Below are 25,041 nucleotides of genomic sequence, written 5' to 3'. Positions count from 1 at the left end.
GGGCGGATCTAGAACGGGGGCTTCTCGCTGAACTTCGCGTCGGCAGAGGCGCCGTCGGTGGCCCACGCGTCGCTGGACGCACCGGCCTTGGCTGCGGTCTTGCCGTTGATGGCGACGGTGGTGAAGCGCAGCGAGGCGCCGATCTCGTCGACCTCGACGGCAAGCATCGAGCGGTTCTCGCCCTCGGGGGTCTCCCAGTTGTGCTGTCGGATGCGCCCGAAGGCGACGACGTGGGAGCCCTTGGTCAGGGACTCCGCGATGTGTTCAGCAAGGCGGCGCCAGGCCGAGCAGCGGAAGAACGTGGACGTGCCGTCCTTCCACTGATTGCTCTCGCGGTCGAAGACGCGCGGGGTGGCGGCGATGGTGAACTTGGCGAGCGCGGCCCCGCCGGTGGTGAACTTGATCTCGGGGTCGGCGGTCAGGTTGCCGACGATGCTGATCGGGGTTTCTCCGAGCGACATGCTGATTCTCCTTGGTGTCATTCGCCCTTGGTGCGGGCGAGTTTGAGGGTGATCCCGCCGATGCCGAGGGAGCCCGCTGCGCTTCCGGCGAGGAGTTCGGCGGTGTGGGCGGCGAAGTCGATCAGGGCCAGGAACATGGCGACGGTGCCGAGCAGGCCGATGGATCCGGCGGTGGCGACGGCGATGGGGTAGAGGTAGTGGCGCAGCGGGCGTCCGGTCTGCGGGGTGGACTGGACAACGATGACGACGGGCTGCCCGGTGGCTTCCGCGCGCCGGTAGGCATCGGCGGGGATGTGCGGGGCGAGGATTCCGGGCGGTTCGGTGTGGTGCATAGGGTGCTCCCTTCCGGACCGTGCCGGGTTGTCAGGAGACGGAGCTGAGGGCGCCGACCAACGCGCGGCAGATGGCGCGGACGGCATCGGCCGCGCCGGTGTCGGCGGTGAAGAAGCCGAACAGGAAGAGCACGAGTGCGGCGAGCGGGCCGACGTAGCGACCGCGCATCAGGACGAAGGTCAGCACCCCAAAGAGGGCGACGGCGGACAGAGTCACGAGCACAAGCGGCCTCCCGGGAACGCAGAACAGGCGGCATCACTGAGGTGATGCCGCCTGCCGGATGGTTACTGTGTGTGGTTGTAGTGGGGTGGGGATACTGGGTAGTGGGTAGTGGGGTCCCGAGTAGAAATACGCCTGTTCACGGGATGTGGCCCGCTAGTGGGGTGTTCTAGTGGGTAGTGGGGTGTGCCCCACTACCCACTACCCGGTAGCGGTGAGTGACCGGCTTCAGGCGTGGTCGGGGTGGATGTAGGCGGAATGCGGGCCGTTCTCGCGGTAGACCAACTCACCGCGGGCGACCGCCTCTTGCAGGGCGGCGCGGACCGTCTTGCGGTCCTTGCGGACCAGGTCCGCGACGGCGGAGGGCCGCATGCCCATCGCGCCGGCCGATTCGATCGCGTCGATCGCCTCCCCGAGCCACTCCGGGCCGCTCTCGCTTCCAGCGGCCTTCTCGGCGGGCTGGTCGTTGTCGGTCTTGCGGAAGGCGGACAGGTTCAGGCCCGGCCGCTCCGGGCGCGGCTCGCGCTTGGGGCGGGGTTCTTCGGTGGTGCCGAACTGCTTGTCGATCTGTTCCAGGAAGCGGGCGGCGAGTTCGTCCTCCGCGCTCGGTTCGGATCCGGCGCTCTGGTCCGGCTCGCGCAGCGCGGACAGGTTCAGTCCGCGCCGCTCACCCGGTGTCTCGACACCGGGCACCGCCGGGCCTTGCCCGGTGTCGGCGGGGGCGGCGTCGGGCGAGCGCATCCAGGCGATGCGGTCGGCGTCCCAGCGCCGCGCGTATGCCTCTCCGGCGGCCTTGGCGGACACGGCATCCATGCGCGGGTGCCGTTCCGAGGTGGCGGTGACGATCTCGCTGATCTGCTGAGGCAGGATCCGCCACACCTTGAACAGCCCGGCCGGTGATTCCGGAGTGGCCATGAACCCCGAGCCCTTGTACGGCGCCTGCTCGGGACGCAGGCCGCGCGATCCGGGGAACATCTTGGAGAGGTCCATGCCCTCGGTCTCGCCGCCGGTGAGCGCGGCGCGCACCTTGGCTTCCCGGCGGATCATCAGGTTGCCGAGCACGGAGCCGGTGGCCCCCAGCGCGGTGAGCACGGTGCGCAGGCCCATCGCGCGGGCGATCCGGATCGTCTCCAGGATCTTCTCGGCGAGCTTGCGCATCTGGCGGTCGGTGCTGACCAGGATCTCCGCGCCCTCGTCGATGACCAGCTCGATCTGCGGAATCGACGGGCTGATCGGCAGCAGGTCGGTGTTCTCCCGCGCGAGCAGCTCCTGGTAGGCCACCTTGCGATGCCGGGCCACCGCGAGCGCGGTCTCGAGCATCGTGAGGGCTTCGTCGTAGGTGGAGGCGAGCCAGTCAATGCCCGGCCGCACCGGACGCCCGGACCCGCTCGATTCGAGCGCGGGCAGCACCCAAGGCAGGCCCGCCGACCCGGCGTTCAGGTCGATCACCCACGTCAGGACGTCGGTGGCGCGGGCGAACCCGGCCAGGATGACGTGCACCATGTTCGTCTTGCCCGACCCGGTCGGACCGACCACCAGCGCGCACTGCTCGCGCAGGTAGGTGAGGATCTCCTCCGCGTTGGAACGATACCCCCACGGGATGCCGGTGTGGATGGACAGCGGCCCATACCCGGTGGGGTAGGTGGATTCCTTCATCAGGACGTTGACGGTGCCCACGTCGATGAGGGTGCGGCCCTGGTGGACACCAGGTCCGGAGGTGACGGTGCAGCCGTGCGGGAGTTGCGCGTCGGCAGACAGGGCCGCGGACTTCTTGGCGATCGCGTCGTAGGTGGCACCGCCGGGCAGCTCCGCGTCGATGGTGAACCCGGTCCCGGCCGCCCACTTCTCGATGGCCAGGATCCGGATACGCAGACCACAGACGCGCTCGATGCGGGCCGCCCACTCCTCAGCGACCGCACGGCGCTCGGCGGACAACTCCGCGACGACCTGCCGCTGTCCGGCCGCGAGGGCTTCTTCCTCGCGGGCCTCTTCGTAGAGGTTGGTTGAGCGGGTGGCCGCGCCCATGCCCACGCCGATAGCGGCCAGGGAGCCCAGGGCCTGCCAGGTGAGCGGGCCCTGCGTCATCGCCCACGTGGTCCAGCCGCCTCCTACGAGCCAGGAGGCGGCGCGGGCGGCGATGGTGCGTCCCGCGTTGCGCAGCCGGATCCCGGCCGCAGCATGGCCCAGTGCGCCGGCGGTGCCGACGGCCAGGGCCCAGCCGGGCGGCATGCCGGTGGCGGTGCCGCAGGTGGCCACCGCGAAGGCGCCGGTGGTGGCGGACAGGGCGCCGGTCACAGGTCCGTGACCGGCCGCCCAGTCCCACACCGGGCCAGTAGGCAGGTCCACCGCGGAATCGGCCTTCGTGGTCTTGGAGTTCTTCCTGGTCACGCTGGCCTCGGTGTGTGTCGACATGGTCAGACGTTCCACTTCTTCTCGGCCTCGGACCCGTTGCGGGGGTCTTCGTGGCGGGCGATGTCCTGCTCGTGGACCTGGCGGAAGAACGGGCCCAGCTCGACCGCAGAGTCCACGGCGTTGAGCAGGGTCTTGTAGATGTCGTCGAAGCCGTCGGCGACCTGCTTCTCGAAGGCGAACTCCTGATCTGAGCGCTCCGCGAGGATCAGGAAGGTCTTGGCGACGCACTCCAGCGCGGCGGGAAGGTTGTCGATCATCTCGACGACCTCCATGTTGGTGTCCGGGTCGTACGTCGCCGCGGCGTTCTGCATCTCGCTCGCGGCCTCTTCGAACTTGAAACCAGACACGTTCACAACCTCCGAAGCAGTCGGGTAGGACACCGGGATGAGGCGGGCGGGGCGTTCGACGCGATCCCCGATCGCGTCGTGGCCCGCAGCGTCGGCGTCGGCCTTGGCCTCTTCCTCGCCACGGGTCTTGCGGATCTGCGCGTCCCGCAGGGCGCGATCCATGCGGGCCGCATCGACCATCCGCCGGTAGAGGCGACGGCCGGGGTGGATGAGCCAGGGGATGCCGAGCTTGCGGCCGATCGGGCTGGTCACGAAGCCGACCAGTCCCAGCGCACCGCCCAGGACCCCGGCCAGCACCCGTCGGCCGAACATCCGGGCCGCGGAGCGCCACAGCGCCCACCGGGCCTTCCTGCGTGCAGGCGCCTTCCTCGCGGCGGCTCGCTGGTCGGCGAGCTTGGCGTCGGTGGCCCGATCGCGGCGATCGCGCGCCCGGTTGATCAGTGCACGCGCTCCGGAGGCGGCCTTGCGGCCACCCCAGGCAGCGGCGCGGCCAAGCCGCCCGCGGCCCTGGTCGTCCTTGGCCTGCCGAGCAGCCGTCTTGGCGTCCCGGCGGGCATCGGCGACCGCCCGCCGGTCCTGTTTGGCCTGGTTGCGGGCGGCCGAACGGGTTGGGTTCTGCCGGGTGTTGGCCGCGCGCGCCGCGCGCGCCTGGCTCAGCTTCCCCGCACCGCCTCCGGCCGTCCCGGAACGGGCTCCCAGCCCCTTGGGGGCCTTGTGGGCGCCGCCCGCACGGTCGGTTCGGCCTGCGGGCGCCTTGTGCTTGCCCAGGCCGCCCCGTCCGGAGCCGGTGCGCCCGCCCGCCTTGGACGGACCGCTGCGGCCCGAACTGGGCGACGCCGTACGCGCATTGCCTGTCTTCCCCCGGCCAGCGGGGCCGCCGGTGCGCGAGCCGTTGCTGCTCGTGCCGCCCGCACGCGAGCCGCGGCCCTGCGAGGGGGCGGGCGAGGCGGGCTTGCGGGCACCGCTGCCAGTACCAGCGCCTTTGGCGGGGGTAGTAGTGCGGCCGGTGGTGGCTGCGCGGGGATCCGTCTTCCGCTCCTCGGCGGCCAGACGGCGGGCGCGAGTCAGGGCGGCGATGCTGCCGAGCAGCGCCACTCCGCCAGCCGCAGCGGCGGCGCCGATCGGGCCACCGGCCAAGCCACCTGCGCCGATGACGCCCGCGGTGGTGTTCGCACCGGACAAGGCCAGGGGCAGCACCGGGTAGCCGCCCGGTGTGTGCGCCAACTCGCCCGTCGTGTCGTCTGCCGGGGCAGTGTCGGGAGTGGGTGGGGTGTCGGGGGGTGCTTCGGGAGCGGCCGGGGCCACTACCGGTTCGGTACTCAGGTCGGTCATGCTGTGTGCACTCCTTCGGGAGGAGGCAGGGCCCGGTCGCACCGGTCGAAGGGAGGCGGCCGGGCCCTGCGCATGGCTTCGGGAACGTGCAGGTCAGAGCGCGTTGCGTTCGAGCGAGAAGAACAGAACGAGGAAGGCGCCGTAGCCGAACTTGCGGGCCGCGAACTCGCGGATGTGCTGGTACAGGTCCGCGCGGGAAACGCGCGCCGGGTCGGCCTGGATGACGTCGGAGAGCGTCGCCCGATCGCCGTCACGGAGCTGCGCGGTCAGGATGTAGTGGAAGCTGACCAGCCCAACGGCAGTGTCAGCAGCGGTCGGAGCGGTCACGGCGGGACTCCTCACGGGCATCGGCCGGTCAGACACGGTGGGCGGGGTGCGCGGCGGCGATCTCCTGCCAACGCCGTTCCTCGACCGCATCCGCGTTCTGCAGGCGGACCTGGAAGGTGCAGCCGTGCGCGGTGCAGCGGTGCACCGTCGCGCCGATGGCCTCTTCCACGCGGATCAGCAGCCACACGGAGGACGACAGGACCGCGAGCACGCACGGGATGATCAGGGCGAGCGGCACGCCGTAGGAGGCGAGCCGGACACCGATGGAGACGGCGACCGTCAGGGCCATGCCGATGATGAGCAGCGAGATGACGCGACGGCGCACAGACGTGGTTTTCACGGGAAACTCCCAGGTGAAGTGGGTTCAGGCGATGCGCTGTTCCTCGGTGGCGATGCACAGGCCGCAGATGCCTTTCGAGCGCGGGATGCAGTAGCCGACATCCAGCTCGCAGCGCGGGCAGGTGCGGCGAGCGAGCATCGCCAGCGCCAGTGCACCCCACTTGCGCGAGGTCATCGGACGGACTTTGGCCGCGCGGTCGATGCGGTAGAGGTAGGCGACCCGGACTCCGCCGGCGCGACGGTTTTGGACCATGACCTGTGCGGCGATCGGCTGTCCGCCGGGCCGCAGGCCCCGGGCCCGTAACTGCCGCCGGGTGGCCAGGCCATCGGGAGCCAGCCGCCACAGGAAGGTGGGGATGCCGTAGCGGGCGCCGGTGGGGTCGTAGCACTTGCCCCAGGCCGCCGACATCAGCCCCCACCGCCGACGGTCAGAGCCAGTTGCGCGGGCTCTTCCTGCGAGGCGTTCAGCCGGGCGTAGACGGTCTGGACGTAGGACGGTGAACGGGTGGACTGCCGAGCAGCCGCCCGGATGGACTCCCCCTGCATCCAGCACACGCGGATGACGTCCAGGGCCTGTTCAGTGGACAGCCGCTCCACCTCCCGCCCGCCGTCGGACTCTTCGTCCGTGCGCGGGGGGACAGGCAGCGTGTACACGTTCTGTGCCCCGCAGATGACCAGCGCAGATGCGGCCGGAGCCGTCCGCTCCACCGGAGCGGGTGCGGGCGGGGTGGACGGGGCGGACACCGGGTGTCCGGCGGGGGTGTCCACCGTCGGGTGCGGGGTGTCCACCTGGTCACGCAGGACGGCGATGCGGTCAAGGATCGCGCGCCGGTAGAACGTGATGGCTTCCGCCAGAACGATCAGCAGGACAGGCGGAATCGAGTGCAGCACCAGCCCGGCCGGGTCGACCTGCCGCGGTACCCCGAACGGGGCCCCGGAGGGCCACAGCGAGGACCAGCAGTTCATGAGCCACGTGCTCAGGCCGGTGAACCAGCGCAGCCCAGTGGCCCACCCCGAGGGGTGCACCCCGTGCTCCGAGAGCCTGCCGTCCACGATCAGGACGGCGCCCAGGGCGACGGCCACTATCGGATCCAGGAGCCAGGCGATCACGGCGGGGATGTGGTGCTCGATGGCGAACAGCGTCACGTTCGTCGCTGTGAAGGCCATCGCCACCACCGCGACCGTGACCAGGACGCGCGTCAGGTTCGACTGAAGGTCCTGCAACGCCTGGATCTGTTCCTCGGGCGATGTCTTACGCCGCATCACAGCCCCCCACCACGGTGAGGGGGCGACGCAGCACGTCGCCGTAGGCGATCAGCTTCACGCGGGCGCCGGCGTAGTCGGTGCTGGCGCACAGGACCCACGTACGGCCGTCGCTCTGCGTGTGGAAGTCGATGTCCTCACGGGCGATCCGCAGTGCGATCCGCCACGGCTCGAACGCCCCCAAGTCGTCGTGCAGGGCGAGATCCAGCACCGTCGGGTAAATCGGCGTGACGCGCACGGTGGGCGCTGGCATCTCGGGGAAGTCCACGGACAGGACCCGCAGCGCCGTCAGCGCGGGCGACAGGCCATCCATCGTGTCGGCGTACCTCATGCCGCCACCGCCAGGCCCTGCGAGGCGCACACGGAGGGCCGACGTCCCTTGCGGGACCTGCGGGGCCGCGGCGCCCGCTTGGGGAGGTCGCTCACCGCCAGCAGCTCCCTGGCGTACGCGGCGGCGATCGGGTCCGCCTCCCGCAGCTCCGCGAGCACTTCGCGGGCCACGTCCAACCGGGCCGCACGATCCTTCGCGGACTCCGTGGCCGTGCCGATGAACAGCTCCACATCGAACCCCGCCGAACGCTCAGCGAAGCCCAACGCCAGCTCCGCGAACTCGCCTGCGGTAACAGCGATATGACCAGCAACGATGCACTTCATGGGTCGTGTCTCCTTAGTCGGTGCAACGGCCCGAACAGCGCCCTCGGAGTAGCCGCTCCGGGGGCGCCCGCCGTGGAAGGGGAAAGCCGCCATGACAGCGGCACGGCCGCCGACGGCGACCAGAGAGCCCCGGGCCGGATTCGATCCGGCACCCTCGCGGCAGATCGCCGGGGCTGTGATGCAGCGAGCGGCCAGCCCTTGGAAGGGCTGTACCGGGCTTAGTTGGCGGACAGCGGGTGCGTGTGCAGCGGGTGTTCGGCGCACTCATCGGCCCAGCACTGATGCGTCCAGCACGTCCGGCGGTCGTCGCCGTGTATCCCCGCGGCTTCCCGCCGGTTGTCTTCCTCGATCGCCTTGGCCAGCAGCTCGTGCATGTACGCCGCGTACTCGGCCTGGTCCAGCGCCTCGTAGCCGGCGTTCATCTGTTCCAACTCGGCCTTGTGCTGGTCGTACTCGGCTTCCGTCATGCGGCGGCCTCCAGTCGTGACGTCGTTCCGGACTGCACCAGGGCCTTCGCGAGGGCGAGCCCGGACGGGGTGAGGTGCTCGCGGTCGACCAGGTCGGCCGCGTACAGGCTCATCAGGGCGTCGGCATTCTTCGACGTCACCCTGTGGTCATCGCGCTGAGCAGCGCGAACGAGGATCCGCTGTTGCACGTGCGGCATCTCAAGCATGCGAACTCCAACCGATCTCGACTCCGGCTCCTCTCAACCCCGCCCGTACGGACCGCTCCGCAGAACGCCCGGACGGGCAGGGCGAGCAACCGGCGCAGCGCTGTTCGCCGCGCGTCGGTGGAAGTGACCGGTCGCCCGCCACGGTGCTTGCGGGCTGGGGATGGAACGGCGCCGCCATGCCGGTCAAATCACGGCCGCGCCCAACGCTTTCGTCGACTCACTGCCACTCCTTCAGACCGCTGAACAGGGGATGTGCACTGCAAGGGGGACCAAGTCCCCACCCTCCGGCCGTTGCTCGCGGTCACCGGGCCACCTCGCCAGTCGGGCCGGAGCCCTGATTTCTGGCCTTTAGCGGGATTGCAGCGTCCCCGCCCTCTGCCTGCGCACCTTGGATCGGAGGCGACTCCGCCATCTGGTGCGCACCAGTAGAGAAGCATCTGGTGCGCACCAGAGTCAAGGGCTTGTGGAGAGTCGAGCCGCACTCGTCCTCTCCGGTGCATCTCTAGAAGACCGGCTGGGGTGGGTGGGTCGGTAGCCAACAGGACTTAACTCCCGTCCTGTTAACCCCTGTTGACCTGCGGTGATGTGAGGCATCCTGGGGAAGTCAGTGCATGGACTAACCGGACGGTGGCCTGTGAGCACAGGACTGCGGAGCGCGCGAACGGCACGGGGCTGGTCTCAGGAGCGACTGGTTCGCGAGATCGAGCAGTACGCCCGACGGCATGTCACCGATGTCGCTTCGACCGCGAGTTTGCGCGTCTACGTGTCGGAGTGGGAGAACGGGAAGCGCACCATCTCGGACCGCTACGCGGTGATCCTGCGGCAGCTCCTCGGCGCCACGGACGCGGAGTTGCGAGGTGGCCCTGTCGCGGCGGCTCCAGCAACTGCCGACGGATACGACGAACTGCTGAACCGGATCGATTCGGCCAGCAGCGTCAGTGAACCAATGGTGAAAGCGTTCAACGACCAGACCGAGTTACTGCGCACGATGGACCGGCAGATGGGCGCGGCTGGTCTCGTGGATCAGATGGCGGGGCATCTCTCGGCCCTTGAAGACGCACTGAACTTCACCGTGCTCCCCAGCGCGCGTCGGCCTGTCGCTCTCGCGCTTGCGGGGGCGTCGACCCTCGCGGCATGGCAGGCGATTGACTCCGGGGCGGTCCAACGCGCCTGGCGTCACTACGAACTCGCCAAGCGTGCGGCGCGAGACGCTGAGGCTCCGATGTACCTGGCTCACGCGATGGCAGAGCAGGCGTACGTACTCTGTGAGGCCGGTCGGCCGTCCCTCGCCGTTGAATTGGTCCGCGACGCGCAACGCACCCTCGCCGGAGACGGGTCTCCCCGCCTCCGGGCGTGGCTGTATGCGGCTGAAGCCGAGATGTGTGCCCATGCCGGAATGCCGGATGACTGCCGGCGTGCACTTGATGCAGCCGGGGCGACCATCCCTTCCGAATCCGGAGATCGAGACCCGGACATGCTGAGCATCTTCCTGAACGGCGCCCACCTCACCCGATGGCGCGGCAACGTCCTTGCCTTGCTCGGGGATGATGAGGCAGTGACCAGCCTGTACGGCGCCTTGGAGGCCGTGGACCCGACCTTTGTCCGCGCGCAAGGCGGCCTGCATACCGACCTCGCACAGGCCCACTTGGCGCGCGCTGAATACGACGATGCGAACACCCACCTGAGGCAGGCGCGGCTGTTGGCCAGCCGCACCGGCTCAGTACGCCAGCGTCGCCGCGTTGATCTCCTCAGCGCGCGGTTGTAGCTCCCTGTCGCCCGCGGCTTGCCAGAATGTGAAGCAGGGCAACGAGCGTGCCGGATCCCATCAGCTCACCACGAGCCATCAGCCCCGGAATGTCAGCGAGCGGCACCCACTCGATGTGCCCTGCCTCTTCCAGGTCCGTCGGCGGGCCGACCCGCTTCGCCTGGTGCCCCACGAAGATCTCGTGGGGGGAGTCGACCATGCCCACCATGGGTTGATAGCTGACGACGTGCTCCACCGACTTCGGTCGCCAACCGGTCTCTTCTTCGACTTCTCGGAGTGCCGTGGTCGCGGGGTCCTCTCCCTCGTCCACGATGCCGCCCGGCAGTTCCCAACCCCACTGCTGGGGAACAAAGCGGTACCGCCACAGCATCAGGACGCGGTCCTGGTCGTCCAGAACTGCGGTGATAGCCACGTGATGGAGTTTCACCACGTGATGCTCGAAACGCTTCAAGCCAGGAGGCTCTACGTCCCAAAGCTGGAGCTTGACCCAACGGTTGTCATAGAGGTCCCGTTCGCCGTGGATGCGCCACGGCTCCAGCCCTTCGGGAGTCTCGACACTCACCGAGCCGGGCACTCGGTACGAACTCCTGCCCCGAACCTCCAATGCGCCTTCCGACACAAGCCGGGCCAGCACTTGACGAAGCGCCGTCCGGCCGATGCTGAGTTCCTCCGAAAGCGTTCGCTCCGAGGGCATCTTGTCGCCGGGGGCGTACTCGCCAGACGCGAGCCGCGCACGAATCGTCTCGTAAACCTTGGCTGTCTTCGGCCCCATCCGCGGCGCACTCTCCATTCTGAGGTGGTGCGTACCAGCGTAACGGGGGAGGGTCGCTCTACCTTCGGCCGTATCTATGGGAAACCCCCTGAGGATTTCAAGATCAGGACGAGACGCGGACGGGATTCGACCACGAGTCGTCCACCGAACCCAAAGTGCCTGGTCAGGACTTTCGAGCACGAGTGACCTTGGGTGGACTGTAAATCTGCCGGCTCAGCCTTCCCAGGTTCGAATCCTGGCGCCGCCACACGAAGGAGACCCTCTCCGATCTTGCGGAAACGCAAGACGGAGGGGGTCTTTTCGTACGCTGGGGCCATGTCGTCCCGCCGCAGGAACTGCCCCGAGTGCCGCCGCGAAATCGCTGTCGTCGGAGGCCGGTTCGCCCGCCACGACCCGCCGGGCTCGCGCGGCAGCGGCGAGCTGATCTCCTGCCCCGGCTCCCGCAGGCAGGCCCAGCTCGGCGCCGCACAGCCCGCTCTGGACGGCTACGCGGTGCCGGAGTTCCCCGGCCAGCTCCCGCTCTTCTGAGGCGCTCACGCGACCACACAGGGCGTCGGAGCCGCCGACACGGTCAAGGCCGCCCGATCAGCGCTGTCGTACGTCCATCCGGCTCACCAGACCGTCGGCCCGGAAGCTGTAGACGTGCTCGACCGTCTGCGGCGCCCAGTGGTCGCCCGTCTCGTCCCGCAGGCCGGGCCGCACGGTCGCCACGACCCGGCGTCCGTCGCCGTCGAGCCGCAGCCGTTCCAGGTGCACCAGCGGGTGCATCACCGCGAACTGCCGTGCCCAGTAGGCCCGGACCTCCGCGATGCCATGGGCGCGGGTGTTGTCCAGGAGGTTCGGCCAGTCCACGTCGGGCGCGAGCGAGCGCGGGATGAACGCATCGCGCTCATCCGTACTGAAGACGGCGTACATCTGCCGCAGCAGCGCTTCCTGCGCGGCCGGCACCTCGTCGGTCAATGGGTCCCCCCGGTCAGCGGACTTCAGTTCCCCGCAACGGACTTGACCGCCACCGACACCGGCGTCGAACCGCTGATCAGCTCCAGCGTCAGCCCCGCCGTCGCCGACGAGTCGACGAGCTCGGCGAGCACCGCGGCCACGTCGTCACGCGGGATGGGCCCCCGCCCGGTCGACGCCTCCAGACGGACCAGACCGGTGCCCGCGTCGTCCGTCAGCATCCCGGGGCGCAGGATCGTCCAGTCCAGGGCCGCACGCCCACGTACGTAGGCGTCGGCCTCGCCCTTGGCGCGGAGATAGGCGTCGAAGATGTCGTCGCCCTGGTGCGCGGGGTCCGCGCCCATGGACGACACCACTACGTAGCGCCGCACTCCGGCGTGCTCGGCCGCGTCCGCGAAGAGCACGGCCGCGTCCCGGTCCACGGTGATCTTGCGGTCAGCCCCGCTGCCCGGCCCGGCGCCCGCAGCGAACACGGCCGCGTCGGCGCCTTCCAGATGCCGCGCGACCTCGTCGACGGACGCCGACTCCAGGTCGCACAGGACCGCTTCGGCACCCGCCGCCCGCAGATCGGCGTCCTGCCCGGCCTTGCGGACGATCCCGACCGCCTCGTCACCCCGTGCGGCGAGCAACCGCTCGAGCCGCAGCGCGATCTGACCATGACCTCCAGCGATGACAATGCGCATGTCTCCGACCGTACGGCAGCCCTCGCATGATCGCCCCGTGCGCGCGGGAGCACGCATCGAACGGACGCGCGCCCTCAGGACGGTTCTTCGCCGTTCGGCCGCCCCGGCCCCGCCTCGTTCGCCCGCCCCTGGCGCGGCAGATCGAGGGCCACGGCGGCCGCCGAATCGCAGTACTCCCGCACCGCACTCGTCCGCGCCACCACGCGCCCCCGGTGCACCACGATGCGGCTGTACGCGAGTGACAGCGCGCCCGAGAGGCGATCGCCCCGCACCGCGAGGAGTTCGGCCGGAAAGCCCGCCTCCACGCGGACCTCTGGGAACCCCATGGCCGACCGGGCGGCCCCGCTCACCGCTCCGTAGGCGTCCTCGGAGCGAAGCCCGCAGCGCGACGCGAGCAGGTAGGCGGCCTCCAGCGGGTCGCCGCGCCCCACCGGGTTCGACACGTCCCGCATGGCCCCGCTGCCGGCGGCCACCCGCACCCCGGCGGCCCGCAGCAGCCGCACCGGGGCGACCGCGCCACGCCGGTCCACGCTCCCGCAGCCGCCCTGCGGCAGGCAGACCACGGTCACCCCGGCCGCCGCGAGCTGATCGGCGGTCCGCGCGGCCACGTCCGACGGCAGCCGGCCGAGCCCGCCGCACGGGCCGATCGTCACCCCGGGCCGCAGCCCGCCCGCCATCGCGGCGAGCCGCCCGAGGCGCGCCGGATCGCTGCCGTCCGTGTGCAGGTCGACGGGGCAGCCGTGCTCCGCCGCGACTTCGAGCACCGCCTCCACGTACCCCGTCGGATCGGGGTCCAGATCGGGGCAGCCGCCCACTACGGAGGCGCCCATTTTCACCGCGTCCCGCAGCATCGCGAGACCGTCGGCCCCCGCCACACCGGTCAGCAGCCGGGGCACGGCCACGGCCGTCAGATCGACGAGCCCGCGCAGCGAACGCCGGGCCTGGAGCACCGCCTCCATCGACGTGAGCCCCTGGACGTCGCCGATCCGCACATGCGAGCGCAGCGCCGTCGCACCGTGCCCGAGCTGCAGCAGAGCCGCTTCGGTGGCCCGCCGCTGGACGTCCGGGAGGTCGTACGAGATCGGTCCTTCCACGTCCGCCGACAGCGCGGTGTCGCTGTGCGCGTGCGGCTCGGCGGCCGCCGGGAGCAGGAGATAGCCGCCGAGGTCCACCCGCGCCGCGTGCGCGGTGAGGCTGCCCGCCGTGCCGACCGCCTCGATGCGCCCCGAACCGAGTCGTACGTCCACGGTCCGGCCGTCGGTCAGCCGGGCGCCGCAGAGCAGCAGCGCCGTGGTGTCGGGAGCGTCGTCACCGGAGGAGCCGGAACCGGACGAGCCGGAGGAATGGGGCTGCGGCTGGCTGTCGGGCATCGCGCTCCTGAGGTTCGGGGGCGGCTGCGGTCCCGGCGGCACGGCGTACCCGATCAGGACGTCCAAGATCACGCAGCGTGAGTCGAGCCTAGGGCGACGACCGGCCCGCTTCGAGGAAGGGCGCAATAGTCGTACCGGTGTGGTGCGAGGCGTTTCACGGGTGTGCCGAGAGGCGCTGATGTGACCTGGTGAGGTGGCTGAGGCGGCCCTGTCGATGCCCTTGGACAGCCCCGGCGAAACGGATTTGGGCGATCGGCGACCAACCGTGTAATGTCTTCATCGCTCGCCCCAATAGCTCAGTCGGTAGAGCGTCTCCATGGTAAGGAGAAGGTCTGCGGTTCGATTCCGCATTGGGGCTCTGATGTTGGTTGATCCTCGCCTTCGGGCGAGGGGATCCGGCATCGCAGCGGTGTAGCTCAGTCGGTAGAGCAAGCGGCTCATAATCGCTGTGTCACCGGTTCAAGTCCGGTCACCGCTACTACTAGTAGTAGCCGATTGTGGGGTCGGTCCTCCGATCGGCTACTCTTTTATGCGTTCATCCGTCCATCCGTCCGTCAAGGAGCACTCACGTGGCTGCCACAGACGTCCGCCCGAAGATCACGCTGGCCTGCGTGGAGTGCAAGGAGCGGAACTACATCACCAAGAAGAACCGGCGTAATGACCCGGACCGTCTTGAGATGAAGAAGCACTGCCCGCGCTGCAACGCGCACACTGCGCACCGCGAAACGCGCTAAACACAGGCTCGTACACGAGGCCGTCCCCGATTGCTGGGGGCGGCCTCGTGTCGTTTACCCCAACCTGCAGGAGGTGCCGAGTCCATGGCGCTCGACCAGTCCTTCGTGGGGCGGTCCTACCCGCCCACCGACCCCTATGAGGTCGGCCGGGAGAAGATCCGTGAGTTCGCCGAGGCGGTGGGTGACGCGAATCCCGCGTACACCGACGCGGAAGCGGCCAAGACTTATGGCCACTCCGATGTGATCGCCCCGCCGACTTTTGTGTTTGCGATCACTTTCAAGGCCGCGGGCCAGGTCATCGAGGACCCGCAGCTGGGGCTCGACTACAGCCGCGTCGTGCACGGTGACCAGAAGTTCGCGTACACCCGGCCGGTGCGTGCGGGGGACCGGCTCGCGGTCACCTCGACCATCGAGGCCATCAAGTCCATGGCGGGCAACGACATCCTGGACATCCGCGGTGAGGTCCACGACGAGGCCGGCGAGCACGTCGTGACCGCGTGGACCAAGCTCGTCGCGCGTGCGGCGGAGCCCGCGGCAGAGGAAGTGTGAGGCGATGACGGCGAAGATTTCGTACGAGGGCGTCGAGGTCGGCACCGAGCTGCCGGCCCAGAGCTTCCCCGTGACGCGCGCCACGCTCGTCCGGTACGCGGGCGCCTCCGGTGACTTCAACCCGATCCACTGGAACGAGAAGTTCGCGGTCGAGGTCGGTCTGCCCGACGTCATCGCGCACGGCATGTTCACCATGGCTGAAGCGATCCGCGTCGTGACGGACTGGGCGGGCGACCCGGCCGCCGTCGTCGAGTACGGCGTGCGCTTCACCAAGCCCGTCGTGGTCCCGAACGACGACAAGGGCGCGCTGATCGAGGTCAGCGGCAAGGTCGCCCAGAAGCTGGACGACAACCGCGTGCGGGTCGACCTGGTGGCGATGAGTGCGGGCCAGAAGGTGCTCGGGATGTCGCGCGCCGTGGTCCAGCTCGCCTGATCCGTACGGCGGCTGCGTAAGGCAGCGGAAGTGACAGAGAGTAAGGGGCACCCGTCCATTGCGGGTGCCCCTTACCCGTGTGCTGCCCCTCCTGCTCGCCCATGGCCGCTCCCTCTTGACGTAAGTAGTGATTGACCACTAACTTGGTCGCATGGTCAGGATGAGCGCAGAGGAACGACGCGAGAGCGTCATTCGCGCGGCGATGATCGAGTTCGCCCGCGGCGGCTACAAGGGCACCTCCACCGAGGTGATCGCCAAGCGGGTGGGTGTCTCGCAGCCCTATCTCTTCCGGCTCTTCCCGGGTAAGCGGGCCATCTTCCTCGCGGCGTCCGTGCGCTGCTGCCAGGAGACCGCCGCGGTCTTCCAGAAGGCGGCCGAAGGGCTGGAGGGGGAGGAGGTGGTGCATGCCATGGGCCAGGCCTATCAGGCGCTCATCGCCGATGACCCGGACAAGCTGCTCATGCAGATGCAGACGTACGTCGCCGTGGCCTCCGCCGAAGAGTCCGGCGATCGGGAGTTCGGCCAGGTGGTGCGGGCCGCCTGGATGGAGATGTACGACACGGTTCGCCTCGCGATGGGGGTGGACGTCGACGAGGCGACGCAGTTTCTTGCGTACGGGATGCTGGTCAATGTCCTGGTGTCGATGGGGTTCCAGCCCGATCACCGGGTGTGGACCGGCTTCTACGAGTCGGTGCGGCCCAAGGGGTGAGTCACGCGCGTCACGCAGGTGCGCGTTTTTGCGCCCACACAAGTTAGTCATCAATAACTAACCACAGGGGAAAGCAATGTCTCAGCAGACGGCACAGCGCGGGGGAGTCGCCTGGGCCCTCGTCATCACCGGCGTCGCCGGATTCATGGCGGCACTCGACAATCTCGTGGTCACCACGGCCCTGCCCGCCATCCGCGAGGACTTCGGGGGAGAGCTGCACGACCTCGAATGGACGGTGAGCGCCTACACGCTCACCTTCGCCGTGCTCCTCATGTTCGGCGCCGCCCTGGGTGACCGCTTCGGCCGCCGCAAGCTCTTCGTCGTGGGCATCGCGATCTTCACCGCAGCCTCCGCGGCCGCCGCCCTCGCGCCCGGCATCGAGGCGCTGATCGCCGCCCGCGCGGTGCAGGGAGTCGGCGCCGCGATCATGATGCCGCTGACGCTGACCCTGCTGACGGCGGCGGTGCCCGCGGCCAAGCGCGGTATGGCGTACGGCATCTGGGGCGCCGTCAACGGCCTCGCGGTCGCCAGCGGTCCGCTGATCGGCGGCAGCCTGACCGAACATGTGTCCTGGCAGTGGATCTTCTGGCTGAACGTCCCGCTCGGCCTCGCGCTGCTGCCGCTCGCACGTCTCCGCCTGGCCGAGTCGCACGGCACGGGGGCGCCGCTCGACTTCACCGGGACCGTGCTGGCCAGCGGCGGCCTTTTCGGGGTCGTCTACGCGCTGATCCGCGGCAACATCGACGGCTGGACCAGCGTGCCCGTTCTCACCGGTCTGATCGTGGGCTTCGCGCTGCTCGCCGGATTCGTACGGCACGGCATCCGGGGCAAGAACCCGATGCTGCCGATGCGGCTTTTCCGCAGCCGTGCCTTCTCCGCGATCAACGCGGCGAGCCTGCTGATGTTCGTAGGGATGTTCGGCGCGATCTTCCTGCTCAGCCAGTTCCTGCAGACCGTGCTCGGCTACTCGCCCACCGAGGCCGGACTGCGGATGCTGCCCTGGACCGGCATGCCGATGCTCGTCGCCCCCATCGCGGGCTATCTCTCGGACAAGATCGGCGGCCGCCCGGTCGTCACCGTGGGCCTCGCCCTCCAGGCCATCGGCCTCGGCTGGTTCGCGGCCGTCGTGGCCACCGATGTGTCGTACGCCGCCCAGCTGCCCGCCCTGATCATCAGCGGCGTCGGCATGGCGCTGTACTTCGCGCCGGCGGCGAGCCTGGTGATGGCCAGCGTCATTCCGTCCGAGCAGGGCATCGCGTCCGGCGCCAACAACGCCCTGCGCGAGGTCGGCGGCGCCCTCGGCATTGCGGCCCTCGCCTCGGTCTTCTCCGCCCAGGGCGGCTACGCGTCCCCGCAGAACTTCGTGGACGGGCTCGGACCCTCGCTCTGGGTGGGCGCCGCGGTGGTCGCCCTCGGCGCGGCGGCCGCGTGGCTCCTGCCCCGGCGGACCGCGGCCGAGGGCGCGGCCCTCACGGCTCCGGTATCCGACGGGCCGGTGGCCGAGCGCACTCCGGTGGGCGTGTGAAGGCCGAGAAGCGCTCCGTGGCCGCTGTGTGAACCGGCGCTGACCGGCCCTGACGTCCCTCGGCCCGCACGGTCCGTGGCCCCGCCCGAGCGGCGGGGCCACGGACCGTACTCTTGAGCACGTGCAGGAACTCCACGATGCCCCCCTCGCCCCGCTGACCACCTTCCGGCTCGGTGGCCCCGCGACCCGTCTGATCACCGCGACGACCGACGCCGAGGTGATCGCCGCCGTCCGTGAGGCCGATGACTCCGGGACCCCGCTGCTGCTCATCGGCGGCGGCTCGAACCTCGTCATCGGGGACAAGGGCTTCGACGGCACGGCGCTGCGCATCGCCACCAAGGGCTTCGAACTCGACGGTACGAAGCTGGAGCTTGCCGCCGGTGAGGTGTGGACCGACGCCGTCGCCCGCGCCGTGGAGGCCGGACTCGCGGGCATCGAGTGCCTCGCCGGAATCCCCGGCTCGGCGGGCGCGACGCCGATCCAGAACGTGGGGGCGTATGGCCAGGAGGTCTCGTCGACGATCACCGAGGTGATCGCTTACGACAGGAAGACCCACGAGACGGTCACCATTGCGAACGCCGAGTGCGACTTCTCGTACCGCCACAGTCGTTTCAAGGCCGATCCAGACCGCTTCGTGGTCCTGCGGGTGCGCTTCGCCCTGGAGGACGCCCAGGGGATGAGCGCCCCGATCAAGTACCCGGAGACGGCCCGCACGCTCGGCGTGCAGGCGGGCGACCGGGTCCCGGCCGCTGTCGTCCGCGAGACCGTCCTGAAGCTCCGTGCGGGCAAGGGCATGGTGCTCGACCCCGAGGACCACGACAGCTGGTCGGCCGGCTCGTTCTTCACCAACCCGATCCTCACCGAGGACGAGTTCACCGTCTTCCACGCGCGCGTGGCCGACCGCCTCGGCCCGGATGTCGCGCCTCCCGCCTTCCCGACGGACGACGGCCGCGTGAAGACCTCCGCCGCCTGGCTGATCGACAAGGCGGGCTTCACCAAGGGCTACGGCGAAGGCCGGGCCCGCATCTCCACCAAGCACACCCTCGCCCTCACCAACCGCGGCGGCGCGACCACGGAGGATCTCCTGGCCCTCGCCCGCGAGGTCGTCGCCGGGGTGCGGGACGCCTTCGGGGTCACGCTGGTCAACGAGCCGGTGACGGTGGGCGTCAGCCTGTAGCCGCCTTCTACGTAGAGGGCGGTCGGCCACTGGGCGGCCAATAGGCCGCCACTAGTAGGCGACGCCCACGCCCTGCTTCACCGTCGCCAGGTCGTCGATGGTCGCCAGCATCGCGTGCGCCACATCGGCCCTGCCGATGAACCTGCCGCTGGCCGGAGTGCCCCCGACCATCCGGCGGTAGACGCCCGTCGCCGGCTTGTCCTGGAGTCGCGGCGGGCGCACGGACGTCCAGTCCGTCGCGCTGCTTGCCAGCTCGGCCTCCATGGCCCGCAGATCGTCGTAGACGGTCTTCAAGATCCTGCTGACCAGCACCCCCGCGATCCGGTCGGCCAGCGGCTGACGCTCGGGCGGCGGGCCGACCGGCGCGGCGCTCACGACCACCAGCCTGCGCACCCCCTCGGCCTCCATGGCGAGCACCACCGACCGCGTGAGCTCGGCCGCGATCCCCGCGTCCGCCTTCTTGCGCGCCCCGAGCCCCGAGAGCACCGCGTCCCGCCCGGCCACCGCGCCCCGCAGCGACTCCGGGTCCTTCAGGTCGGCACGGAAGACTTCCAGGCCGGCTCCCGTCGCCGAGAGCCGCGCGGGATCGCGCACGACGGCCGTGACCTCGTGCCCCGTGGCGAGCGCCTGCCGGACGATCTCCCCGCCGACACCGCCGGTCGCACCGAAAACCGTGAGCTTCATTGCGTACCCTCCCCAGGTGGGTAAGTGTTCACTCACCCCTAGAGTGAGTATCTGCTCACCCCTTCGTCAAGCCTGGTTGGACGGCACATGCAGATGAAGCCCACCCGGGCCCGCATCCTCGACGCGGCCCATGAACTCATGCTCACCGTCGGCCTCTCCCGTGCCACCACCAAGGAGATCGCGAAAGCGGCGGGCTGCTCCGAAGCGGCGCTCTACAAGCACTTCGCCAGCAAGGAAGAGCTGTTCGTGGGCGTCCTCCAGGAGCGGCTGCCCCGCCTGGGCCCGCTGCTCCATCGCCTCGCCGAGGACCCGGGGGAGCGCCCGGTGGAGGAGAACCTCGCCGAGATCGCCCGCCTGGCCAGCCACTTCTACGCCGAGAGCTTCCCGATCGCCGCGTCCCTCTACGCCGAGACCAAGCTCAAGCGTCGCCACGAGGACTCCATGCGGGAGATGGGCACGGGCCCGCACATGCCCATCGAGGCCCTCGACGCCTATCTCCGCGCCGAACGCGACGCCGGCCGCATCGACCCAGGGGCCGACACCTTCGCCGCCGCCTCACTGCTCCTGGGCGCCTGTGCCCAGCGAGCCTTCGCCTACGACTCCACGGTCGGCAAGCGGCCCCCGCAGCCCGTCGACGAGTTCGCGGCCGCCCTCGCCCGCACCCTCCTGGCGGGCATCAGCCGCTGAGCCACTGCTCGATCCCGGACAGCAGCTTCTCCTGTACGTCGACGGGGGCCGCCGAGCCGCGGACCGACTGCCGGGCCAGTTCGGCGAGTTCGGCGTCCGAGAAGTCGTGGTGCCCCCGCGCGATCTCGTACTGGGCGGCGAGCCGTGACCCGAAGAGCAGCGGGTCGTCGGCCCCGAGCGCCATCGGCACCCCGGCGTCGAACAGCGTCCGCAGCGGCACGTCCTCGGGCTTCTCGTAGACCCCGAGCGCGACGTTCGACGCCGGGCAGACCTCGCACGTCACGCCCCGGTCCGCGAGCCGCTTCAGGAGCCGCGGGTCCTCGGCGGCCCGCACCCCGTGCCCGATCCGCGCCGCGTGCAGGTCGTCCAGGCAGTCCCGCACCGACGCGGGCCCGGTCAGCTCACCGCCGTGCGGCGCCGCCAGCAGACCGCCGTCGCGCGCGATCGCGAAGGCCCGGTCGAAGTCCCGCGCCATGCCCCGGCGTTCGTCGTTCGAGAGCCCGAAGCCGACGATGCCCCGGTCCGCGTACCGCACCGCGAGCCGCGCCAGCGTGCGGGCGTCCAGCGGGTGCTTCATGCGGTTCGCGGCGACCAGCACGCGCATTCCGAGGCCGGTCTCCCGCGAGGCGCTCTGGACGGCGTCCAGGATGATTTCCAGGGCCGGGATCAGCCCACCGAGCCGCGGCGCGTACGACGTCGGGTCGACCTGGATCTCCAGCCACCCCGACCCGTCCCGCAGATCCTCCTCGGCGGCCTCCCGCACCAGGCGCTGGATGTCCTCGGGCTCGCGCAGACAGGAGCGCGCGGCGTCATAGAGACGCTGGAAGCGGAACCAGCCGCGCTCATCGGTCGCCCGGAGCTTCGGCGGCTCCGCGCCGGTCAGCGCCTCCGGGAGCCGCACGCCGTACTTGTCGGCGAGTTCGAGCAGGGTCGTGGGCCGCATCGACCCGGTGAAGTGCAGGTGCAGATGGGCCTTCGGCAGCTCTCTTACGTCTCGTACACGCTCCATCCAAGGATCTTGCCGTACGCACATGGCGTCCCGATAGCGCCTTTCCACCTTCGGGACCTTCCCCGAACGAAGAAACGGGCCGCCTCCCCGGAGAGGGGAGACGGCCCGCACGCGCGCGTGGAGCGCGAAAACCGGCGGCCCTAGTCGCGGGCCTCGGCCAGCAGCTTCTGGATCCGCGAGACGCCCTCGACGAGGTCCTCGTCACCCAGGGCGTACGAAAGACGCAGGTAACCCGGCGTCCCGAAGGCCTCGCCCGGAACGACCGCGACCTCGGCCTCCTCCAGGATCAGCGCGGCGAGCTCGACGGAGTTCTGCGGGCGCTTGCCGCGGATCTCCTTGCCGATGAGGGCCTTCACCGAGGGGTACGCGTAGAAGGCGCCCTCGGGCTCCGGGCAGAACACGCCGTCGATCTCGTTCAGCATCCGCACGATCGTCTTGCGGCGCCGGTCGAAGGCCTCGCGCATCTTCTCGACGGCGGTCAGATCGCCGGAGACGGCGGCGATGGCGGCCACCTGCGCGACGTTGGAGACGTTCGACGTGGCGTGCGACTGGAGGTTCGTCGCGGCCTTCACGACGTCCTTCGGGCCGATGATCCAGCCCACCCGCCAGCCGGTCATCGCATACGTCTTGGCCACGCCGTTGACCACGATGCACTTGTCGCGCAGTTCGGGCAGGAGCGCGGGGAGCGAGGTGAACGCCGCGTCTCCGTAGACGAGGTGTTCGTAGATCTCGTCGGTCAGGACCCACAGGCCGTGCTCGACGGCCCAGCGGCCGATCGCCTCGGCGTCGGCCCGGTTGTAGACCGCGCCCGTCGGGTTGGACGGCGACACGAAGAGGACGACCTTCGTGCGCTCCGTGCGAGCGGCCTCCAACTGCTCCACGGACACGCGGTAGCCCGTGGTCTCGTCGGCCACGACCTCGACCGGCACACCGCCCGCGAGACGGATCGACTCCGGGTACGTCGTCCAGTAGGGAGCCGGGACGATGACCTCGTCGCCCGGGTCGAGGATCGCGGCGAACGCCTCGTAGATGGCCTGCTTGCCGCCGTTCGTCACCAGGATCTGGGAGACCTCGGGCTCGTAACCGGAGTCGCGCAGCGTCTTCGCGGCGATCGCGGCCTTGAGCTCGGGAAGCCCGCCCGCCGGCGTGTAGCGGTGGTACTTCGGGTTCTTGCAGGCCTCGATGGCGGCCTCGACGATGTAGTCGGGCGTCGGGAAGTCGGGCTCACCCGCACCGAACCCGATCACCGGCCGTCCTGCGGCCTTGAGGGCCTTCGCCTTGGCGTCTACGGCGAGGGTCGCGGACTCGGAGATCGCGCCGATGCGGGCGGAGACCCGGCGCTCGGTGGGAGAAGTGGCAGCGCTCATGACCCCATCGTTCCAGACCCGAAACCGCCCCGGCACGCCCGTTTCCATGACCACCGGATCTGAAGCTGTTCGACGGGGCGCCGCTGAGCACGTACACTCACTGCTCGTTGGCCCTCACCGGCCGCGCCCTCTCAACGCACTCTGTGCACCGGGACGGATGCGGTAGGTTGGGGGAAATCAAAGGGTCGTAGCTCAATTGGTAGAGCACTGGTCTCCAAAACCAGCGGTTGGGGGTTCAAGTCCCTCCGGCCCTGCTACACACACCTCTCGCCAGGATGTGTGCGCATGTACGTACTGCATTGCACCGCCGTGCGGCTCATACCGGGCGCGGCACGGCCACGACCCGGAATCAGGTGAGGACGAGTGACGGACGCCGTGGGCTCCATCGACATGCCTGATGCCCAGGACGAGGCGCCGGAGTCCAAGAAGAAGGCCCGCAAGGGCGGCAAGCGCGGCAAGAAGGGCCCCTTCGGCCGTCTCGCGCTCTTCTACCGCCAGATCGTCGCGGAGCTCCGCAAGGTCGTCTGGCCGACTCGCAGTCAACTCACGACGTACACCACCGTGGTGATTGTCTTCGTCGTCATCATGATCGGCCTCGTGACCGTGATTGACTATGGGTTCAACCAGGCCGTCAAGTACGTCTTCGGCTGAGCCGAGAGCGAAGGGCGCCGTTCCCGGCGCCCATTTCGCGCGTTCCACCCCTCTGTATCCAGGAAGAAGCAGCCACCGTGTCTGACCCGAACCTGAACGACGCCATCGAGTCGGCGGAGTCCGTGGAGGACCAGCTCGACATCGTCGAGGCGGCGGACGCCGAGGACCCGGACCAGGCCGAGGCTGCCGACGCCGCCGCGGGCGTAGCCGCCGAAGAGGCGGCCCTGCACGTCGAGACCGAGCCCGGTGACGAAGCCGACGCCGAGGTCGACGAGGCCGTCGCCGAGGACGAGACCGAGGCCGGCGAAGCCGCCGAGTCCGGCGAGGACGAGGAGGAGGCCGAGCCGGTCGACCCGATCGTCGCCCTGCGCGAGGAGCTCCGCACCCTCCCCGGCGAGTGGTACGTCATCCACACGTACGCCGGTTACGAGAACCGCGTGAAGACCAACCTCGAGCAGCGTGCCGTCTCGCTGAACGTCGAGGACTTCATCTTCCAGGCCGAGGTGCCGCAGGAAGAAGTCGCGCAGATCAAGAACGGCGAGCGCAAGACGATCCGTCAGAACAAGCTCCCCGGGTACGTCCTGGTGCGCATGGACCTGACGAACGAGTCCTGGGGCGTCGTCCGCAACACCCCCGGCGTCACCGGCTTCGTGGGCAACGCCTACGACCCGTACCCGCTGACCCTGGACGAGATCGTCAAGATGCTCGCCCCGGAGGCCGAGGAGAAGGCCGCCCGCGAGGCCGCTGAGGCCGAGGGCAAGCCCGCTCCGCAGCGCAAGGTCGAGGTCCAGGTGCTGGACTTCGAGGTGGGCGACTCGGTCACCGTCACCGACGGTCCGTTCGCGACGCTGCAGGCGACGATCAACGAGATCAACGCCGACTCGAAGAAGGTCAAGGGCCTCGTCGAGATCTTCGGCCGCGAGACCCCGGTCGAGCTCAGCTTCGACCAGATCCAGAAGAACTAGCCTTCGCGGCTTTCTCTGGAACACACGCTTCCGACCAGGTCAGACGGGCTGTCAAAGCCGGTCTGACCTGCTCGGTTTTTAGCTGCGCGACTATACCCGTTATCGTTGTGCGGTATGCCTCCATCCGGATGACCGGACGGTGGCTGAAAACTCTCACTAGGACCCGGAGAGAGCAATGCCTCCCAAGAAGAAGAAGGTCACGGGGCTCATCAAGCTCCAGATCCAGGCCGGTGCCGCCAACCCGGCTCCGCCGGTCGGCCCCGCGCTGGGCCAGCACGGCGTCAACATCATGGAGTTCTGCAAGGCCTACAACGCCGCGACCGAGTCGCAGCGTGGCTGGGTCATCCCGGTGGAGATCACGGTCTACGAAGACCGTTCCTTCACCTTCGTGACCAAGACTCCGCCGGCCGCCAAGATGATCCTCAAGGCCGCGGGTGTCGAGAAGGGCTCCGGCGAGCCGCACAAGACCAAGGTCGCCAAGATCACCGAGGCGCAGGTCCGCGAGATCGCCACGACCAAGATGGAAGACCTCAACGCCAACGACCTGGACGCCGCGTCGAAGATCATCGCCGGCACCGCCCGCTCCATGGGCATCACGGTCGAGGGCTGAGAACCTCCCCCGTCTGACCTTTCTCAGTGGTAGG

Annotated in this window: 32 protein-coding genes and 3 tRNA genes; 15 read left to right on the top strand and 20 right to left on the bottom strand. The window is 69.6% G+C overall.

The annotated features are described in order from the left end of the window. Positions 1–8: 8 nt before the first annotated feature. The 13 genes from ssb to OG453_RS00200 all read right to left on the bottom strand — a co-directional run bounded on the left by ssb (position 9) and on the right by OG453_RS00200 (position 8,294). Positions 9–461 carry a single-stranded DNA-binding protein gene (gene ssb / locus OG453_RS00260; RefSeq protein ID WP_266863251.1) on the bottom strand — a complete coding sequence of 151 codons (453 nt, stop codon included), beginning with the start codon at positions 459–461 and terminating at the stop codon, positions 9–11. A 17-nt stretch (positions 462–478) separates the two neighbouring features. Continuing rightward, entirely contained in the window at positions 479–793 is a 315-nt protein-coding gene (locus OG453_RS00255; RefSeq protein ID WP_266863249.1) for a hypothetical protein, read from the bottom strand. 31 nt (positions 794–824) lie between these two features. Then, positions 825–1,016 (bottom strand): hypothetical protein, encoded by a 192-nt coding sequence (locus OG453_RS00250; protein ID WP_266863247.1) that lies wholly within the window; start codon positions 1,014–1,016, stop codon positions 825–827. A gap of 225 nt (positions 1,017–1,241) precedes the next feature. Beyond that, the gene (locus OG453_RS00245; RefSeq protein ID WP_266863245.1) at positions 1,242–3,425 is read right to left on the bottom strand and encodes a hypothetical protein; all 2,184 of its coding nucleotides are present in this window, start codon (positions 3,423–3,425) and stop codon (positions 1,242–1,244) included. 2 nt (positions 3,426–3,427) lie between these two features. After that, positions 3,428–5,104: a hypothetical protein gene (locus OG453_RS00240; protein ID WP_266863243.1), complete on the bottom strand. Its 1,677-nt coding sequence runs from the start codon at positions 5,102–5,104 to the stop codon at positions 3,428–3,430. A gap of 93 nt (positions 5,105–5,197) precedes the next feature. Further along, a complete protein-coding gene (locus OG453_RS00235) occupies positions 5,198–5,431 on the bottom strand; it encodes a hypothetical protein (RefSeq protein ID WP_266863241.1) in 234 nt (77 codons plus the stop codon). A 28-nt stretch (positions 5,432–5,459) separates the two neighbouring features. Continuing rightward, the gene (locus OG453_RS00230; RefSeq protein WP_266863240.1) at positions 5,460–5,771 is read right to left on the bottom strand and encodes a hypothetical protein; all 312 of its coding nucleotides are present in this window, start codon (positions 5,769–5,771) and stop codon (positions 5,460–5,462) included. Between the two features lie 24 nt (positions 5,772–5,795). Continuing rightward, positions 5,796–6,179 carry an RRQRL motif-containing zinc-binding protein gene (locus tag OG453_RS00225; RefSeq protein WP_266863238.1) on the bottom strand — a complete coding sequence of 128 codons (384 nt, stop codon included), beginning with the start codon at positions 6,177–6,179 and terminating at the stop codon, positions 5,796–5,798. Then, positions 6,179–7,033 (bottom strand): hypothetical protein, encoded by an 855-nt coding sequence (locus OG453_RS00220; RefSeq protein ID WP_266863236.1) that lies wholly within the window; start codon positions 7,031–7,033, stop codon positions 6,179–6,181. Before OG453_RS00220 ends, OG453_RS00225 begins: the two co-directional genes overlap by 1 nt. Next, on the bottom strand, positions 7,023–7,364 hold the full coding sequence (locus OG453_RS00215; protein ID WP_266863234.1) for a hypothetical protein: 342 nt from the start codon (positions 7,362–7,364) through the stop codon (positions 7,023–7,025). Before OG453_RS00215 ends, OG453_RS00220 begins: the two co-directional genes overlap by 11 nt. Beyond that, a complete protein-coding gene (locus tag OG453_RS00210) occupies positions 7,361–7,687 on the bottom strand; it encodes a hypothetical protein (protein WP_266863232.1) in 327 nt (108 codons plus the stop codon). Before OG453_RS00210 ends, OG453_RS00215 begins: the two co-directional genes overlap by 4 nt. Positions 7,688–7,905: 218 nt before the next feature. Further along, entirely contained in the window at positions 7,906–8,154 is a 249-nt protein-coding gene (locus OG453_RS00205) for a hypothetical protein (protein ID WP_266863230.1), read from the bottom strand. Further along, complete coding sequence (locus OG453_RS00200; protein WP_266863228.1) at positions 8,151–8,294, bottom strand: hypothetical protein; 144 nt, start codon at positions 8,292–8,294, stop codon at positions 8,151–8,153. The genes OG453_RS00205 and OG453_RS00200 overlap by 4 nt, the downstream gene beginning before the upstream one ends. Positions 8,295–8,994: 700 nt before the next feature. Here OG453_RS00200 and OG453_RS00195 point away from each other — a divergent pair. Further along, positions 8,995–10,125 carry a helix-turn-helix transcriptional regulator gene (locus OG453_RS00195; protein WP_266863226.1) on the top strand — a complete coding sequence of 377 codons (1,131 nt, stop codon included), beginning with the start codon at positions 8,995–8,997 and terminating at the stop codon, positions 10,123–10,125. Here the strand turns inward: OG453_RS00195 and OG453_RS00190 are convergent. Beyond that, positions 10,109–10,897, bottom strand: coding sequence for an NUDIX domain-containing protein (locus OG453_RS00190; RefSeq protein WP_266863224.1), 789 nt, complete (start codon positions 10,895–10,897; stop codon positions 10,109–10,111). The two genes, OG453_RS00195 and OG453_RS00190, sit on opposite strands and share 17 nt — an antisense overlap. Positions 10,898–11,212: 315 nt before the next feature. Between OG453_RS00190 and OG453_RS00185 the strand changes: the two genes are divergently transcribed. After that, a complete protein-coding gene (locus tag OG453_RS00185) occupies positions 11,213–11,425 on the top strand; it encodes a hypothetical protein (RefSeq protein WP_266863222.1) in 213 nt (70 codons plus the stop codon). Positions 11,426–11,482: 57 nt separating this feature from the next. Here the strand turns inward: OG453_RS00185 and OG453_RS00180 are convergent, their stop codons facing one another. The 3 genes from OG453_RS00180 to OG453_RS00170 form a co-directional block, all read right to left on the bottom strand. Beyond that, positions 11,483–11,857 (bottom strand): nuclear transport factor 2 family protein, encoded by a 375-nt coding sequence (locus OG453_RS00180; protein WP_266863220.1) that lies wholly within the window; start codon positions 11,855–11,857, stop codon positions 11,483–11,485. A 23-nt stretch (positions 11,858–11,880) separates the two neighbouring features. Further along, positions 11,881–12,537, bottom strand: a complete 657-nt coding sequence (locus OG453_RS00175; RefSeq protein WP_266863218.1) for an SDR family oxidoreductase — start codon at positions 12,535–12,537, stop codon at positions 11,881–11,883. Between the two features lie 74 nt (positions 12,538–12,611). Next, positions 12,612–13,907, bottom strand: a complete 1,296-nt coding sequence (locus OG453_RS00170; RefSeq protein ID WP_266869650.1) for an amidohydrolase family protein — start codon at positions 13,905–13,907, stop codon at positions 12,612–12,614. Between the two features lie 285 nt (positions 13,908–14,192). On the opposite strand from OG453_RS00170, the gene OG453_RS00165 reads away from it, so the two are divergent. The 8 genes from OG453_RS00165 to OG453_RS00130 all read left to right on the top strand — a co-directional run bounded on the left by OG453_RS00165 (position 14,193) and on the right by OG453_RS00130 (position 19,034). Beyond that, positions 14,193–14,265, top strand: a tRNA-Thr gene (locus tag OG453_RS00165). A 47-nt stretch (positions 14,266–14,312) separates the two neighbouring features. Then, positions 14,313–14,385, top strand: a tRNA-Met gene (locus OG453_RS00160). 91 nt (positions 14,386–14,476) lie between these two features. Further along, entirely contained in the window at positions 14,477–14,641 is a 165-nt protein-coding gene (gene rpmG / locus OG453_RS00155; RefSeq protein WP_004571794.1) for a 50S ribosomal protein L33, read from the top strand. An 84-nt stretch (positions 14,642–14,725) separates the two neighbouring features. Continuing rightward, a complete protein-coding gene (locus OG453_RS00150) occupies positions 14,726–15,190 on the top strand; it encodes a MaoC family dehydratase N-terminal domain-containing protein (RefSeq protein WP_266863217.1) in 465 nt (154 codons plus the stop codon). Between the two features lie 4 nt (positions 15,191–15,194). Next, the gene (locus OG453_RS00145) at positions 15,195–15,623 is read left to right on the top strand and encodes a MaoC family dehydratase (RefSeq protein WP_266863215.1); all 429 of its coding nucleotides are present in this window, start codon (positions 15,195–15,197) and stop codon (positions 15,621–15,623) included. Between the two features lie 151 nt (positions 15,624–15,774). Beyond that, positions 15,775–16,332, top strand: coding sequence for a TetR/AcrR family transcriptional regulator (locus OG453_RS00140; protein WP_266863213.1), 558 nt, complete (start codon positions 15,775–15,777; stop codon positions 16,330–16,332). 76 nt (positions 16,333–16,408) lie between these two features. Next, positions 16,409–17,857 carry a DHA2 family efflux MFS transporter permease subunit gene (locus tag OG453_RS00135; protein WP_266863212.1) on the top strand — a complete coding sequence of 483 codons (1,449 nt, stop codon included), beginning with the start codon at positions 16,409–16,411 and terminating at the stop codon, positions 17,855–17,857. Positions 17,858–17,978: 121 nt separating this feature from the next. After that, positions 17,979–19,034: a UDP-N-acetylmuramate dehydrogenase gene (locus OG453_RS00130; protein ID WP_266863210.1), complete on the top strand. Its 1,056-nt coding sequence runs from the start codon at positions 17,979–17,981 to the stop codon at positions 19,032–19,034. A gap of 51 nt (positions 19,035–19,085) precedes the next feature. On the opposite strand, the gene OG453_RS00125 is transcribed toward OG453_RS00130, so the two are convergent. Then, on the bottom strand, positions 19,086–19,718 hold the full coding sequence (locus OG453_RS00125; protein WP_266863208.1) for an NAD(P)-dependent oxidoreductase: 633 nt from the start codon (positions 19,716–19,718) through the stop codon (positions 19,086–19,088). An 87-nt stretch (positions 19,719–19,805) separates the two neighbouring features. Here OG453_RS00125 and OG453_RS00120 point away from each other — a divergent pair, with 87 nt between their 5' ends. Then, positions 19,806–20,405 carry a TetR/AcrR family transcriptional regulator gene (locus tag OG453_RS00120; RefSeq protein ID WP_266863206.1) on the top strand — a complete coding sequence of 200 codons (600 nt, stop codon included), beginning with the start codon at positions 19,806–19,808 and terminating at the stop codon, positions 20,403–20,405. Here OG453_RS00120 and OG453_RS00115 read toward each other — a convergent pair. Together OG453_RS00115 and OG453_RS00110 are read right to left on the bottom strand one after the other, a co-directional pair. Next, positions 20,395–21,414, bottom strand: a complete 1,020-nt coding sequence (locus OG453_RS00115; RefSeq protein WP_266863204.1) for an adenosine deaminase — start codon at positions 21,412–21,414, stop codon at positions 20,395–20,397. The two genes, OG453_RS00120 and OG453_RS00115, sit on opposite strands and share 11 nt — an antisense overlap. Before the next feature lie 140 nt (positions 21,415–21,554). Continuing rightward, positions 21,555–22,781, bottom strand: coding sequence for a pyridoxal phosphate-dependent aminotransferase (locus OG453_RS00110; protein ID WP_266863202.1), 1,227 nt, complete (start codon positions 22,779–22,781; stop codon positions 21,555–21,557). Positions 22,782–22,962: 181 nt separating this feature from the next. On the opposite strand from OG453_RS00110, the gene OG453_RS00105 reads away from it, so the two are divergent. From OG453_RS00105 to rplK, 4 genes are all read left to right on the top strand, one after another. Next, a tRNA-Trp gene (locus tag OG453_RS00105) sits at positions 22,963–23,035 on the top strand. A 109-nt stretch (positions 23,036–23,144) separates the two neighbouring features. Continuing rightward, a complete protein-coding gene (gene secE / locus OG453_RS00100) occupies positions 23,145–23,432 on the top strand; it encodes a preprotein translocase subunit SecE (protein ID WP_190084400.1) in 288 nt (95 codons plus the stop codon). Positions 23,433–23,509: 77 nt separating this feature from the next. Beyond that, positions 23,510–24,397, top strand: coding sequence for a transcription termination/antitermination protein NusG (gene nusG, locus OG453_RS00095; RefSeq protein ID WP_266863198.1), 888 nt, complete (start codon positions 23,510–23,512; stop codon positions 24,395–24,397). Between the two features lie 175 nt (positions 24,398–24,572). Then, on the top strand, positions 24,573–25,007 hold the full coding sequence (rplK, locus tag OG453_RS00090) for a 50S ribosomal protein L11 (protein ID WP_160506641.1): 435 nt from the start codon (positions 24,573–24,575) through the stop codon (positions 25,005–25,007). Positions 25,008–25,041 lie beyond the last annotated feature (34 nt).

Origin of the sequence: Streptomyces sp. NBC_01381 (genome assembly GCF_026340305.1) — a bacterium.
GTDB lineage: Bacteria > Actinomycetota > Actinomycetes > Streptomycetales > Streptomycetaceae > Streptomyces.
This window is presented reverse-complemented; position numbering and strand designations above follow the sequence as displayed.

Coding starts and splice junctions, on each gene's coding strand:
- ssb (WP_266863251.1), bottom strand. CDS start 461: ATGTCGCTCGGAGAAACCCCGATCAGCATCGTCGGCAACCTGACCGCC.
- OG453_RS00255 (WP_266863249.1), bottom strand. CDS start 793: ATGCACCACACCGAACCGCCCGGAATCCTCGCCCCGCACATCCCCGCC.
- OG453_RS00245 (WP_266863245.1), bottom strand. CDS start 3,425: ATGTCGACACACACCGAGGCCAGCGTGACCAGGAAGAACTCCAAGACC.
- OG453_RS00240 (WP_266863243.1), bottom strand. CDS start 5,104: ATGACCGACCTGAGTACCGAACCGGTAGTGGCCCCGGCCGCTCCCGAA.
- OG453_RS00225 (WP_266863238.1), bottom strand. CDS start 6,179: ATGTCGGCGGCCTGGGGCAAGTGCTACGACCCCACCGGCGCCCGCTAC.
- OG453_RS00220 (WP_266863236.1), bottom strand. CDS start 7,033: ATGCGGCGTAAGACATCGCCCGAGGAACAGATCCAGGCGTTGCAGGAC.
- OG453_RS00215 (WP_266863234.1), bottom strand. CDS start 7,364: ATGAGGTACGCCGACACGATGGATGGCCTGTCGCCCGCGCTGACGGCG.
- OG453_RS00210 (WP_266863232.1), bottom strand. CDS start 7,687: ATGAAGTGCATCGTTGCTGGTCATATCGCTGTTACCGCAGGCGAGTTC.
- OG453_RS00205 (WP_266863230.1), bottom strand. CDS start 8,154: ATGACGGAAGCCGAGTACGACCAGCACAAGGCCGAGTTGGAACAGATG.
- OG453_RS00190 (WP_266863224.1), bottom strand. CDS start 10,897: ATGGGGCCGAAGACAGCCAAGGTTTACGAGACGATTCGTGCGCGGCTC.
- OG453_RS00185 (WP_266863222.1), top strand. CDS start 11,213: ATGTCGTCCCGCCGCAGGAACTGCCCCGAGTGCCGCCGCGAAATCGCT.
- OG453_RS00175 (WP_266863218.1), bottom strand. CDS start 12,537: ATGCGCATTGTCATCGCTGGAGGTCATGGTCAGATCGCGCTGCGGCTC.
- OG453_RS00170 (WP_266869650.1), bottom strand. CDS start 13,907: ATGCCCGACAGCCAGCCGCAGCCCCATTCCTCCGGCTCGTCCGGTTCC.
- OG453_RS00150 (WP_266863217.1), top strand. CDS start 14,726: ATGGCGCTCGACCAGTCCTTCGTGGGGCGGTCCTACCCGCCCACCGAC.
- OG453_RS00145 (WP_266863215.1), top strand. CDS start 15,195: ATGACGGCGAAGATTTCGTACGAGGGCGTCGAGGTCGGCACCGAGCTG.
- OG453_RS00140 (WP_266863213.1), top strand. CDS start 15,775: ATGGTCAGGATGAGCGCAGAGGAACGACGCGAGAGCGTCATTCGCGCG.
- OG453_RS00135 (WP_266863212.1), top strand. CDS start 16,409: ATGTCTCAGCAGACGGCACAGCGCGGGGGAGTCGCCTGGGCCCTCGTC.
- OG453_RS00125 (WP_266863208.1), bottom strand. CDS start 19,718: ATGAAGCTCACGGTTTTCGGTGCGACCGGCGGTGTCGGCGGGGAGATC.
- OG453_RS00120 (WP_266863206.1), top strand. CDS start 19,806: ATGCAGATGAAGCCCACCCGGGCCCGCATCCTCGACGCGGCCCATGAA.
- OG453_RS00115 (WP_266863204.1), bottom strand. CDS start 21,414: ATGGAGCGTGTACGAGACGTAAGAGAGCTGCCGAAGGCCCATCTGCAC.
- OG453_RS00110 (WP_266863202.1), bottom strand. CDS start 22,781: ATGAGCGCTGCCACTTCTCCCACCGAGCGCCGGGTCTCCGCCCGCATC.
- rplK (WP_160506641.1), top strand. CDS start 24,573: ATGCCTCCCAAGAAGAAGAAGGTCACGGGGCTCATCAAGCTCCAGATC.